The following is a 13,401-nucleotide window of genomic DNA, read 5'->3' as shown; positions in this document are numbered from 1 at the left end:
GGTGCCGCCAGACTTTTAAATTTTATATATACATACCAAATACGGTGGAGCGGTAGTTCAGTTGGTTAGAATACCTGCCTGTCACGCAGGGGGTCGCGGGTTCGAGCCCCGTCCGTTCCGCCACCTTATTTAGGGGCGTAGTTCAATTGGTAGAGCACCGGTCTCCAAAACCGGGTGTTGGGAGTTCGAGACTCTCCGCCCCTGCCACAAAAATAATTGTTCTGTTTTAAATTTAATCATTTAGTCATTTTTGGTAGAACAAATAAAAGAATTCTATTTACAGATTAACTTAGTCAATTATAATTCCTGCCCAGATACTTTTACAACCTAGAGGATAGAACATGGCTGAGAGTTTTGTAAGTCAACAACGTTTTTTTGATAATAAGAATTATCCAAGAGGATTTTCTCGTCACGGAGACTTTACTATTAAAGAAGCTCTTATTTTGGAAAAACATGGGTGTGCTTTTAAAGATCTTGATACAGAAGTTAGAAAACCTACTACAGCAGAAGAAAAATCATTTGTTGCCGTTTGTAAAGGTAAAAAGGAACCATCAACTGATTTCGAAAAAACTTGGCTAAAATATCTTTCTCGTATAAATAAGCCTAAACGCTTTCATACATTATCCGGCGGGAAGCCTCAAGTTGATACAACTGATGATTTTGTCGATAGTGACGACTAATTCTTTTAACCGATATTTTTGTGTAATTGAATTAATAATCGATCCATAGAACGATAACTTAATGCTTCTGAAATATGTTTTCGTTCTATATTTTCTGACGAATCTAAATCTGCAATTGTACGCGATACTTTTAATATACGATGCCACGCCCTAGCAGAGAGTCCTAATTTAATCAATGCTTGTTCTAAATATTCATTATTTTCATCTGATAATTTGCAATAACATTGTATTTCATTTGCACTTAACTGACTATTTAATTTATTGTTTCTTTTAAACTGAATATTTCTTGCTTGTAAAACTCGCTGTTTTACCGTTTCGGTTGATTCATCGGAAGTCTTTTTTTGACTTAAGGTGCCTTTAGGCAATAAAGGTACTTCAATAGAAATATCAAATCTATCGAGAAATGGTCCTGAAAGTCGATTTAGATAGCGAATTGTTTGCTGGGGTGTTGTTCTATTGTGTGTTCCTTGATAATGTCCTGTAGGGCTTGGATTCATTGCTGCTATTAATTGAAACTTAGCAGGAAATTTTATTTTTGCGTTTGCTCTCGAAATGATAATTTCACCTGACTCAATTGGTTCTCTAAGAGCGTCTAATACTTTTCGGTTAAATTCTGGTAATTCATCTAAAAATAAAACCCCATTATGTGCTAGTGATATTTCTCCTGGTTTAGGTATTGTTCCTCCGCCAACCAATGCTGCTGCTGATGCGCTATGGTGAGGTGATCTAAACGGCCTCTTACGCCAGTTTTTAATTGATCCATTTGGACTAACTAGACTAGTTATTGCCGCACTTTCAAGTGCTTCTTCATCAGATAATTGAGGTAACAGGGAAGTCAAACGAGTTGCTAACATAGTCTTACCTGTTCCAGGAGGTCCAATTAATAGTAAATTGTGACCTCCTGCGGCTGCAATTTCTAATGCTCTTTTGGCTTGTTCCTGTCCGATTATATCTTGTAGGCTTGATAAATTATTATCAATATCTTTGTATTCACGATATTGGACTGCTGGCAAGTCAATTTCGTTATATAAATATTGGCATAACTCTAATAAGTTATTGGTGATTAAAGTATTGTTTTGGTGAATTAAAGAAATTTCAGATTGATTTTCTGCTGAAATAATTAGTGTGCGATTTTTCTTTTTAGAAGAAATAGCTGCCGGAATTGCTCCTTTTACTGCTCTAATATTACCTGAAAGAGCTAATTCTCCCAAAAATTCATAATGTAATAGATTATCTGTTGGAATTTGCTCTGTAGCGGCAAGAATAGCGATAGCTATTGGTAAATCAAAGCGACTTCCTTCTTTTGGAAGATCTGCAGGAGATAAGTTAACAGTTATTTTTTTTGAAGGAAAAGTAAAACCACTATTAATAATAGCACTTCTAACTCGATCTTTAGCTTCTTTAACCGTTGCTTCAGGCAGACCAACTAAAACAAAACCAGGTAACCCGTTACTAATATGAACTTCAACGTTTATCAACGGTGCTTGTATTCCAATAGATGCTCGAGTATAAATAATTGCAAGTGACATAGTTTTTAATTATCAACATATTGAATTGTACTATTATAGTATTAGAAATAGTTAACTGATTATTAAAGTCATTTTTATTAATGGGATATGTCACGCAATAAATAATCTAATTTTGCAATAATCTTAATTTTTTTTGTTTAAAGTTAATTTTGAAATAAATAATGATATAAAAAATAAACAAGTATTACTTAATACAATTGATGGCCCTGTTGGTGTGTCGTAAATAAAAGAAAATATTAGTCCTGTAATCACTGATAACATACCAATTATTATAGCAATTATTGCCATTGCCTCGGGAGTTTTTGAATAATATTTGGCTGTTGCGGCAGGGATGATAAGTAAAGATGTAATAATCAGAGCTCCAACAAATTTCATTGATAGACCTATTGTTAGCGCCAACAGTAGAGTTAAAAGCAATTTTGTTATTTGAACATTAATACCGTGACTAAAAGCTAACTCTTCACTTACAGTAATAAATAAAATGTCATTCCATCGCCAAAGCAATAAGGCACCAATAAATGCTACACAAGTAGTAATTTGATAAAGATCAGAATATGTTACTGATAATAGATCACCAAATAAGTATCCCATTAGATCGATTCGGATATTATTCATTAAACTAATTACAACTAAACCAAGAGATAATGCACTATGAGCTAAAATACCAAGTAAACTATCAATTGGAAGTTGTTTTTGAGCTTCTAACCAAAGTAATCCTAAGGCCAGTAAAAGAGTTACACAAATGACTGCATAAAATAAATTGATATTCAGTAAAAAACCAAAAGCGATACCAAGTAAAGCAGCATGGGATAGGGTATCACCAAAATAAGACATTTTACGCCAAACAACGAAAGTACCTAAGGGACCAGTTATGCTTGTTAAGCATAAACCAGCTAATAAAGAAGGTAATAGTAACTCAATCATTATTTTTTTTTCCATAACTAGACATAGCAATTTGCTTATGTTGATCAATAGTAGAAGTGCAGCAATCATGTTGATGATTATGATGATGTTTATAAACAGCGATTTGTGAAGCCCCATGTCGTCCAAAGAGAGAAATAAACTCAGGATCATTAGATACAATAGCAGGTGTGCCTGAACAACAAATATGATGATTTAAACAAATTACTTCATCTGTTTTTGCCATAACTAAATGAAGATCATGAGAAACCATTAATACACCGCAATTAAACTGTTTTTTTGCATTAACGATTAAATCATATAATAATACTTGACCACTAACATCCACTCCTTGAGTTGGTTCATCAAGAATTAATAATTGAGGTTGCTTTGCTAAGGCTTGAGCTAATAATACGCGTTGCAATTCTCCACCCGATAATTGATGCATAGATTTATTAATCAAATATTCAGCTTTTACCATTGATAACGTATTAAAAATTTTTTCGGTATTTAACTGTTTATTTAAGTGCATAAAACGTTTAACAGTAATAGGCAGAGTGGTATTTAAATTAATTGATTGTGGTACATAACCAATTGTTAAATTGGTTGAACGCTTAATTGTCCCTGAAGTAAATGGAATTAAACCTAAAATGACTTTTACTAGAGTTGATTTACCTGCACCATTGGGACCAAGTAATGTAATAATTTGATTAAGATGTATTGCTAACGAAACGTCATATAATATTTTTTGATGGTCAATTTCTACTGAAACACTATCAAGAGAAATTAGTGGTGTCATATCGTTAAGAGCCCTTGCCTACAATAATGTTATGTTATATTATAACAATTAATGTTTTTATTCTATCATACTTTTAAATATAGGATATATGGTGTGAAAAAATATATTGCACAAAATAGTAAACAATTAATCTGTTCTTTAATGATATTTTGTTCATTAATATTTATGCAAACTATCACTAACATAGCTAATGCGACAGTTATTTCATCTGTAAAGCCCATTGGGTTTATTACTGAAGCCATTGCTTCAGGAGTAACTGATAATGATATTTTACTTCCTGATAGCGCATCTCCACACACTTATTATTTAAAGCCCTCTGATTTAGCAAAACTTAAATCAGCCGAACTTGTGGTTTGGGTCGGTGAAGATATGGAAGCTTTTATGCCAACAATTTTAAAAAATATAGATAAGCAAAAGCAAATTGAATTAATGGCTGTACCAGAAATCAAATCGTTACTTAGAACCAGCCATGATGATCACGAAGATGATCATTCTCATGATGAGGTCAATCAAGATCACCATGGTGAATATGATGAGCATATTTGGCTTTCACCTAAAATTGCTAAAATTATCGCACAATCAATTCATGATAGACTTGTTACGCTTTATCCAGATAAAAGCATATTAATTGATGAAAATTTAAACGAATTCATTACTAAACTCACAGAAACAGAACAAAACATTGCAAAAAAACTAATTACCGTACAAAATAGAGGGTATTTTGTGTTTCATGACGCCTATGGGTATTTTGAGGCACAGTTCGGATTAAAAAAACTAGGCAGTTTTACTATAAATCCAGCAGTTCAGCCCGGTGTTCAAAAAGTTTATGCTATTCAACAGGAGCTCAAAGAGCACCAAGCAGTATGTGTATTTCGTGAGCCACAGTTTAGCCCTGCAGTTATTGAAAAATTAGTGAGTGGAACAGATGTTCGAATTGGAGAATTGAATCCATTAGGAACGAGTATAACACCTTCAAAAGGTGCATATTTACAATTTTTAACAAATTTAACACAGCAACTGTTGGATTGTTTAGATAAAAATTAGTTTTAGTAATAAATAGTTAAGGTTAATTTTGGCAAGAAAAATAAAATCCTTCAGTATTGAAAAAAATAATTTTAAAATTCCCTATTTTTCAATATTGGGCGTTCTTTTTATTGTTATTTTATTTACTGTTCTGTGGCGTCCGCTCAATTTGGATCGAACAATTTATGTTCCTTTAACTCCTCAAGTTGAAACTACTGTAAATGATAATTCCAGCTCTATTGATGGTGATGGAAAAGTCGAGATAGTAAATGGGAAAATGGCTGCCGTTGCTGAATCATCTGATGTTCCTGAAGATGAAATTGTTAAAGATGAATTAGATGATATCGTTGATGGTAAAGATAATGCAGTACAATATACTATTGTTCGTGGCGATACTTTGCATGATATTCTAATTCGTTATAATGTTAATAAAAATGATATCTATCAATTAACAACAAAATTTAAGCAACTTGCAAATCTACGAATTGGTCAACAAATTAGTTGGACAACTGATGATAATCATAATTTGCAAACTTTTAGTTGGACAATATCAAGCAATAATATTCGAATCTATGAAAAATCGGGTGATAAATTTATAGAAAGCTCTGAAACTGCTGAAGTCATCCCACAAAATATTGTTATAAAAGGTGACATTAAATCTAGTTTTGTTGCCGATGCTCGAAAAAGTGGGTTAACTAGTAATGAAATAGGTATTATTACTCGCGCTTTACAGTGGCGCTTAGATTTTCGTCGATTACAAGTTGGTGATAAATTTTCAGTTGCTCTAACACGGGAAATGCATGGTAAAAGCTTATCTAATAGTCAGTTGTTAGGTATTCGAATTAAAAATGGAAATAAGGATTATTATGCTATTTTAGCTGATGATGGTAAATATTATGATATTAATGGTAACAGCTTATCGCAGAGTTTTTTCCGTTATCCTTTAGCGAAAAAAGCACGTGTTTCTTCTGGATTTAATCCACGTCGTTTACATCCAGTTACAGGACAAATAGCCCCTCATAATGGTGTTGATTTTGCTGTATCACGTGGTACTCCTGTATTATCCGTTGGTAATGGTGAAGTAGTAATTGCAAAATATAGTGGTTCAGCGGGTAACTATATTGCTATTCGGCATGGTCGTCAGTATATGACAACTTATATGCACTTGGATAAAATTTTAGTTAAACCAGGTCAACAAGTTAAGCAAGGCGATAAAATCGGCCTATCGGGAAATACAGGGCGTTCTACTGGACCTCATCTTCATTTTGAATTACATATTAATAACAAGCCAGTTAATCCATTAACAGCAAGTTTACCTATTTCAGAAGGATTAACAGGTAAGTCGAGAAAGGCATTCTTTTCAAAAGTTAAAAGTATTAGCTCTCAACTAAACTTTTAAGTTTATATATTTGTTTTTATATTTAAACCTTTACTTACCTGGCCTTTTTAAAAAAGGTGGTCAAGGTGCCCTTAAAAATTATGTTATCATAAGCTAATTATTATTTAATAATAAATGTTAGGTGCAGTTTGAAAACATCAATTAAAACAGAAAAAAAACGCTCTTCTAAAAAGACCAGAAAAAATAAAAAGACTACACTTTGGCGACGATTTTTGACACTACTATTTAAGTTGTTTCTTGTCTTTGCTGCAGTGGCTATTATTTATGGTGTTTATCTTGATCAACAAATTAAAGAACGGATTGATGGAAATGTATGGGAGTTACCGGCTGCAGTTTATGGACAAATTATTGATCTTGAACCAGATAGTGAATATAGTCTAAATGATGTGGTAACAATATTAGTTGGTGCGCAATATCGTCAACAAGATACCAAAGCTACTCGTCCAGGCGAATTTATTGTAAGAAATGATGCGGTTGAAATTTATCGTCGACCTTTTACTTTTCCTGATGGTGAAGAGCAAGCTTTTAGAGTTAGAATAACTTTTTATGAAAATCGTATTGATCGTATTACTAATATAGATTCAGGTCGTGATTTTGGATTGCTTAAGATTGATCCTAAATTAATTACTATGATGCATTCTCCAAATGGAGAACAACGGCTGTTTGTTCCATTAAAAGAGTTTCCTGATTCATTATTACAAACATTAGTCGCAACGGAAGATAAACGTTTTTATGATCATCATGGCGTAAGTTTATATTCTATTGGTCGTGCGATTTTTGTTAATTTAACAACAGGTCGTACTGAAGGTGGAAGTACATTAACTCAGCAAACAGTCAAAAACCTTTTTTTAACTAACGAACGTAGTTTAAGTCGCAAAATACGTGAAGCTTATATGGCTCTTATTTTGGATGGACGCTATAGCAAAGAACGTATTTTAGAGCTTTATTTAAACGAAGTTTATTTTGGGCAAGCGGGTAGTGAAGAGATCCATGGTTTTCCATTAGCAAGTCTTTACTATTTTGGTCGCCCAGTTAATGAACTGACATTAGATCAGCAAGCGGTACTTGTTGGCATGGTAAAAGGAGCTTCATTATATAATCCTTGGACACAACCTCAACAAGTTATTGAACGTCGTAATGTTGTTTTAAAACTTGCTCAGCAGCAAGGTATTATTGATGATGAGTTGTATAATTTATTAAGTCAGCGCCCACTATCAGTTTTGCCCAAAGGTGGTGTAATTTCGCCACAACCAGCATTTATGCAAGTTGTGCGTAGTGAACTTAGAAAACAATTAGGCGATAAGGCAGAACATCTGTCTGGTATGAAGATTTTTACTACCTTTGATCCTATAGCTCAATCAGCTGCAGAGCAAGCGGTAACTAACGTAATTGAGAAACTGCGAAAATCAACTAATAAAGAATTACAAACAGCAATGGTTATAGTTAGCCGAGAAACTGGAGAAATTCGCTCTATCATTGGTAGTGCTGAACCTCGTTATCCAGGATATAACCGTGCTTGGTTAACTCAGCGAGCAATTGGTTCATTAGCTAAACCGTCAACTTATTTAACTGCACTAGGGCAACCCGACCATTACCAACTTAATACTTGGCTTGATGATAAACCTTTATCAATAAAGCTTGATGGTAATGATTATTGGGAACCGAAAAACTATGATCGTAAATTTCGTGATCGTGTTATGTTAGTAGATGCTTTAGCACTTTCGCTTAATGTGCCAACAGTTAATCTAGGAATGGCATTAGGGCTTGATGCAACAAGGAATACTTTACAATCATTAGGTGTATCAACAGACCGTATATCTAATTTACCATCAAGATTACTAGGTGCTTTAGAATTAACACCGTTAGAAACGGCGCAGATGTTTCAAACGATAGCTAATAATGGTCAACGATCTCCACTTTCTATTTTAAGATATGTATTAACCGATAAAGGTGAGCTAGTTTATCAAAGCTACCCACAACAGCTTCAGGCTGTATCTCAACAATCAGCTTATTTAACCACTTATGCTATGCAACAAGTTGTTAACACGGGGACATCTCGTTCATTAAAAGCTAAATATGGTTCATTTAATTTAGCAGCTAAGACAGGAACAAGTAATGATTCTCGTGACAGCTGGTTTACAGGGATAGATGGTAAAAATGTTGCTGTTGTTTGGATTGGTTTAGATGATCATTCTCCAATGAAATTAACAGGAGCAACTGGCGCCTTAAAAATTTATAGTGAATATTTACAAAATAATCCACCAAAGAAATTAGTATTGCCACTACCTCAAAATATTTTTATGGTACCTATTGATAGTGATGGACAGTGGCAATGTGATGGAAGTGGTATTCGCTCTTTACCAGTATGGACAATTAACCCTCATAGCTTATGCTCAGCGAATAACCAGCCTAGGTCCGTTCAGCAGGCACCAACTTGGGTTACTGACCTATTAAATAACTAAATGGAAATTATATGCCTGAATTACCAGAAGTTGAGACAAGTCGTCGAGGTATTTTGCCGTATTTGAAAGGACAGATTATCGATAAAATTATTGTTCGACAACCTAAATTACGTTGGCCCGTTGATAAGGCTATAAGTAATGTGCACGGGCAAGTTATTTTAGATATAAAACGTCGTGCAAAATATTTATTATTACAGTTACCCAACAATTGGATCGTAATTCATCTAGGAATGTCTGGAAGTTTACGTATTTTAAAAAATCCACAAAAAGCAGAAAAGCATGATCATATTGATTTAGTTTTAGAAAACGGCGTTACTTTACGTTATACCGATCCTAGGCGTTTTGGATCTTGGCTTTGGGCAAATTCGCTAGACGAAATATCTCAATTACAACATTTGGGACCAGAGCCTTTAAGTGACGAATTTTCAGCTGAATATTTATTTGAAAAAGCAAGGAGTCGAAAAGTTCCCATAAAAAGTTGGATTATGGATAACCATATTGTGGTTGGGGTTGGTAATATTTATGCTTCTGAATCGTTATTTATGGCAAAAATCAACCCTACTCGAAAAGTAAACTCCTTACAATTAAATGAATTTGAAAGGCTTGTAGCTGCTATTAAGCAAGTTCTTACTAAATCAATTAAACAAGGAGGAACAACACTCAAGGATTTCCTGCAGTCTAATGGTAAACCTGGATATTTTGCACAGGAGTTACAAGTTTATGGACGCGAAGGTGAACAATGTCTGATTTGTGGTACAGAAATAAAATCACAAAAAATTGGACAGCGTAATACTTTTTATTGTAAATTTTGTCAAAAATAGAAATACTTATTAAGCCAAAATTATCACTTTTGGCTATTTGTCAAATGGCTTTAACATTTTTAATACATCCCTTCTACCGCTTATATAAAAATATCTTATGAAACTCTTTAAACCTTACCTAAATAGGATTAGTATAAGCAATTAGATTTAGAATAATTATTTTTAATATCACTTTGATTATTATATATAATCAAACAATTAAATGATAAAAATCTTTTTATTTTAAAGGCTATAGACTTGTGACTAGATATCGACTATCTTTCTCAGGGTATAATTGTTAATGGCTTGTAAAGCTTAATATATGGAATTAATTAGAGACAGCATATGAATTCCTAAAAGCTTGGTTTTCTGTTTTTTATGATTTTATATTTTATTCAACTCTGTGTATCTTATTTTTATTAAGGAATTTAAGATGATCAAATTCGCCTCCCGCTTTTTGGCAACTTGTTTTATTTTACTTTTTACCTCAATGGCTAATTCTGAAGTTAGAATTATTATTACTGATGGAGTGAGCTCAGCTAAACCTATAGCTGTTGCCCCATTTAAATGGACAGGTGGTGGAGAACCGCCACAAGCCATTGAAGAAATTATTGCTTCTGATTTGCGTAACAGTGGTAAGTTCAATCCTATTGACGTTAATCAAATGCCTCAGAAACCGACAACAGCTTCAGAGGTTACTCCAACTGTATGGAACAAAGTTGGTGTTTCAGCTGTTGTTGTTGGCTCAATACAACCTGATGCGTCAGGAAAATATCTTATAAATTATCAATTAGTCGATACAGTTAATCGACCAGGTACAGTTTTAGCTCAAAATCAATTCTCTATTGAAAAGCGTTGGGTTCGTTATGCAGCTCATACTGCAAGTGATGAAATCTTTGAATCACTAACTGGTATTAAGGGAGCATTTAGAACACGAATTGCTTATGTTGTAAAAATGACTAAAGGGCCGTTTTCGCACGAATTAAGAGTGTCTGATTATGATGGTTATGATCAAATTACTGTTCATCGTTCTAAGGAACCATTAATGTCTCCTACTTGGTCACCAGATGGGAAAAAAATAGCTTATGTAACTTTTGAAGGGGGGCATTCTTCATTAGTGTTAAAAACTTTGGATAGTGGAGCTGTACAAACAATAGCTTCTTTCCCTCAACATAATGGAGCACCAGCATTTTCTCCAGACGGTAGTAAATTAGCATTTGCTCTATCTAAAGGCGGTAGCTTAAATTTATATATGATGACGTTAAGTAACAAACAAATTACTCAAATTACTTCTAGCCGTAGTAATAATACAGAACCATCTTGGATGCCGGACAATCAAACTATTGTTTACACTTCTGATCAAGCAGGTCGCCCGCAGTTATATAGTATTAATATAAATACAGGTGAATCGCAGAGGGTAACTTGGGATAATACGCAAAATCAGAATGCCAGAGTGTCACCTGATGGTTCGTTTATTGCAATGATATCAAGCAATAATGGCGAACAACATATAACTCGATATGATATGGATACAAAAACCTATCAACGTTTAACTGATACTTTTTTAGATGAAACGCCAAGTATTGCACCAAATGGTACAATGATCATTTATAGTTCATCTCAAGGGTTAGGTACAATTTTGAACCTTGTTTCTACAGATGGTAATTTCAAAGCAAGGTTACCAGCAACCGATGGGCAAGTAAAATTCCCTGCATGGTCACCATATTTATAAAGACAGCTTAAAAAAACAACTACATTTCAATTATTAAAATTGTGTAAAGTTTAAGGTCGTTATAATATATTACTCTAATCTTTCAGGCCTGTAATGGGCGTTACTTAGAAGTTGGTTAGATATATAAATAGAATTTATTCAAACAACAGGAGTTTATACAATGCAATTTTCTAAATTTCTTAAAGTAGCAGCGGTTGCTTTACCATTAATCGCTGTAACTGCTTGCTCATCTAATAGCAGCCAAACCGTTAGTGGTAATTTAAATGGTGCTTTATCAAAAGAAGCCTTAGAGCAACTTCAAAAATTACAACAAATTAATACAGTTTATTTTGACTTTGATAAATATAATGTTAGATCTGAATATGCAACATTATTAAATGCACATGCTGAATTTATTCGTACAAGTAACATAAAAGTTGTTATTGAAGGTCATGCTGATGAACGCGGTACTCCAGAATATAATATCGCATTAGGTGAACGTCGTGCTGCTGCAGTTAAATCATATTTACAAGGTAACGGTGCTTCTGCAAGTCAAATGGAAATCGTTTCTTATGGTAAAGAAAAACCTGCTGTGTTAGGTCATGATGAAGAAGCGTATGCTAAAAATCGTCGTGCAGTAGTAACCTATGTAGGATACTAATAACATCTTATAGCGGCTGATTATTCAGCCGTTTTTAATTTTAAGTTTACACTGAGTCTTATATAATATGCATAAAAAAATACTCACATTACTTTTATTCCTTTTATTTACTGGTTGTGCAGCAAGTAGTTCCGACATTGATCAAACGGTTCAAGCACAAGGACAGCTATTGATTGAAAACCAACAAAAAATTAGCGATTTGCAAGCAGATGTAGATACTCTTCGTGGTCAGTTAGAAGAGACAAAATATCAACTTAATCAGATAATTGAACGCCAGAAAATGATTCTTCAACAAATGACTAATAGTTCAGGATTTTCTTCAAATACCGATTTTGATTTACAAGGAGAAGGATATAGTTCAAAAACATCTTCAGATCCTACTTTGTCCAAATCTTCATCAGATTTATCTGGATGGGTAACTACTGGCGATGATAAAGCGGATTATAATTTTATAATCCGATTTGTTAATGAAGGCAAGCAAAATAACGAGGTTATTGATGCCTTTAAAAAACATCTGAAATCTTATCCAAAGTCTAGTTATCGAGCTAATGTTAACTATTGGCTAGGTCAGCTTTTATATAAACAAAGTAAAAAAAATGATGCTTCATTTTATTATGCTACTGTAGTAAAAGATTTTCCGTCTTCTTCCAAAGCTGCTGATAGTCTTTATAAAGTGGGGTTAATTTTACTTGATAAAGGAGATACCAAAAAAGCTAAAACTGTTTTTCAACAAGTAGTGAATAAATACCCAAAAGATAAGAATGCGGTAGTGCTTGCTAATAAAAAGTTAGCGTCACTAAAATGAAATGTATAAATAATCAGCTATTAGAAAAATGTAGCAATAAAGTGGTTGCGTAGTAATACAATTATAAGTATTATAGCACCCCGAAATTACTTATCGTTTCAGCTATTAAGTGCATAGTAGTTCTTATCAAATGGGTCGTTAGCTCAGTCGGTAGAGCAGCGGACTTTTAATCCGTTGGTCGAGCGTTCGAATCGCTCACGACCCACCATTATTGACCTTTAAAATTTAACCAATAAATTTTTTCCAATTAAAGCAAGCAATAAGTTTTGGGGAAAATGGTCTTAGCAAAATATTGATAGATATTTTACAATAACTTCCTTTTTATATTGAATTAATAATATCAGCTGCGCCTAAATAAGAAAGAACTCTCTTTAGGTTTTATACTCCTATCTTTTGAATCGCTAATTACTTGCTGATTCTAAATAAATACATTTAATAGTATAAAAACTTTTGCTTAACACATCATCTTTTATAAGAGTGCTGGGCTAAATTGGGATTTATCGGAATTGTAAATACCCCAAACTTAGTACACAACTCACATAGAAAATCATGCTGCTTGTTTTAGTGTTTTATACTCAATCGGTGTCATGTTATTTAATGCCTCATGTGGTCTTTCGGTATTATAAATCATT

12 protein-coding genes and 3 tRNA genes are annotated in these 13,401 nt (G+C 33.5%); 11 read left to right on the top strand and 4 right to left on the bottom strand.

Features of this window, described 5'->3' with window-relative positions:
* Positions 1-46: 46 nt before the first annotated feature.
* The 3 genes from B9N71_RS11605 to B9N71_RS11595 all read left to right on the top strand — a co-directional run bounded on the left by B9N71_RS11605 (position 47) and on the right by B9N71_RS11595 (position 680).
* A tRNA-Asp gene (locus B9N71_RS11605) sits at positions 47-123 on the top strand.
* An 8-nt stretch (positions 124-131) separates the two neighbouring features.
* Positions 132-207 (top strand) — tRNA-Trp (locus B9N71_RS11600).
* Positions 208-341: 134 nt separating this feature from the next.
* Positions 342-680: a MaoP family protein gene (locus B9N71_RS11595; RefSeq protein ID WP_034914792.1), complete on the top strand. Its 339-nt coding sequence runs from the start codon at positions 342-344 to the stop codon at positions 678-680.
* A gap of 5 nt (positions 681-685) precedes the next feature.
* Here the strand turns inward: B9N71_RS11595 and B9N71_RS11590 are convergent, their stop codons facing one another.
* From B9N71_RS11590 to znuC, 3 genes are all read right to left on the bottom strand, one after another.
* Positions 686-2,209: a YifB family Mg chelatase-like AAA ATPase gene (locus B9N71_RS11590; RefSeq protein ID WP_085166025.1), complete on the bottom strand. Its 1,524-nt coding sequence runs from the start codon at positions 2,207-2,209 to the stop codon at positions 686-688.
* A gap of 123 nt (positions 2,210-2,332) precedes the next feature.
* The gene (znuB, locus tag B9N71_RS11585) at positions 2,333-3,133 is read right to left on the bottom strand and encodes a zinc ABC transporter permease subunit ZnuB (RefSeq protein ID WP_085166028.1); all 801 of its coding nucleotides are present in this window, start codon (positions 3,131-3,133) and stop codon (positions 2,333-2,335) included.
* Positions 3,126-3,908: a zinc ABC transporter ATP-binding protein ZnuC gene (gene znuC / locus B9N71_RS11580; RefSeq protein WP_065590726.1), complete on the bottom strand. Its 783-nt coding sequence runs from the start codon at positions 3,906-3,908 to the stop codon at positions 3,126-3,128. Before znuC ends, znuB begins: the two co-directional genes overlap by 8 nt.
* A 93-nt stretch (positions 3,909-4,001) precedes the next feature.
* Here znuC and znuA point away from each other — a divergent pair, with 93 nt between their 5' ends.
* From znuA to B9N71_RS11540, 8 genes are all read left to right on the top strand, one after another.
* Positions 4,002-4,952, top strand: a complete 951-nt coding sequence (znuA, locus tag B9N71_RS11575; RefSeq protein WP_202983961.1) for a zinc ABC transporter substrate-binding protein ZnuA — start codon at positions 4,002-4,004, stop codon at positions 4,950-4,952.
* A gap of 28 nt (positions 4,953-4,980) precedes the next feature.
* Complete coding sequence (mepM, locus tag B9N71_RS11570; RefSeq protein WP_143422132.1) at positions 4,981-6,330, top strand: murein DD-endopeptidase MepM; 1,350 nt, start codon at positions 4,981-4,983, stop codon at positions 6,328-6,330.
* A 128-nt stretch (positions 6,331-6,458) separates the two neighbouring features.
* Entirely contained in the window at positions 6,459-8,792 is a 2,334-nt protein-coding gene (gene mrcB, locus B9N71_RS11565) for a bifunctional glycosyl transferase/transpeptidase (protein ID WP_208610502.1), read from the top strand.
* An 11-nt stretch (positions 8,793-8,803) separates the two neighbouring features.
* Positions 8,804-9,613: a bifunctional DNA-formamidopyrimidine glycosylase/DNA-(apurinic or apyrimidinic site) lyase gene (mutM, locus tag B9N71_RS11560; protein WP_085166023.1), complete on the top strand. Its 810-nt coding sequence runs from the start codon at positions 8,804-8,806 to the stop codon at positions 9,611-9,613.
* Between the two features lie 415 nt (positions 9,614-10,028).
* Positions 10,029-11,324, top strand: a complete 1,296-nt coding sequence (gene tolB, locus B9N71_RS11555) for a Tol-Pal system beta propeller repeat protein TolB (RefSeq protein ID WP_085166026.1) — start codon at positions 10,029-10,031, stop codon at positions 11,322-11,324.
* 160 nt (positions 11,325-11,484) lie between these two features.
* Complete coding sequence (gene pal / locus B9N71_RS11550; protein WP_034914778.1) at positions 11,485-11,964, top strand: peptidoglycan-associated lipoprotein Pal; 480 nt, start codon at positions 11,485-11,487, stop codon at positions 11,962-11,964.
* A 67-nt stretch (positions 11,965-12,031) separates the two neighbouring features.
* The gene (ybgF, locus tag B9N71_RS11545) at positions 12,032-12,769 is read left to right on the top strand and encodes a tol-pal system protein YbgF (RefSeq protein ID WP_034914776.1); all 738 of its coding nucleotides are present in this window, start codon (positions 12,032-12,034) and stop codon (positions 12,767-12,769) included.
* Between the two features lie 132 nt (positions 12,770-12,901).
* A tRNA-Lys gene (locus B9N71_RS11540) sits at positions 12,902-12,977 on the top strand.
* A gap of 339 nt (positions 12,978-13,316) precedes the next feature.
* On the opposite strand, the gene B9N71_RS13755 is transcribed toward B9N71_RS11540, so the two are convergent.
* On the bottom strand, positions 13,317-13,400 hold the full coding sequence (locus tag B9N71_RS13755; RefSeq protein WP_141673510.1) for an integrase core domain-containing protein: 84 nt from the start codon (positions 13,398-13,400) through the stop codon (positions 13,317-13,319).
* Between the last annotated feature and the right edge of the window lies 1 nt (position 13,401).

Source organism: Gilliamella bombi (genome assembly GCF_900103255.1).
Taxonomy (GTDB): domain Bacteria; phylum Pseudomonadota; class Gammaproteobacteria; order Enterobacterales; family Orbaceae; genus Gilliamella; species Gilliamella bombi.
Note: the sequence above shows the minus strand (reverse complement) of the source record. Positions and strands in the feature narration are given on the sequence as shown.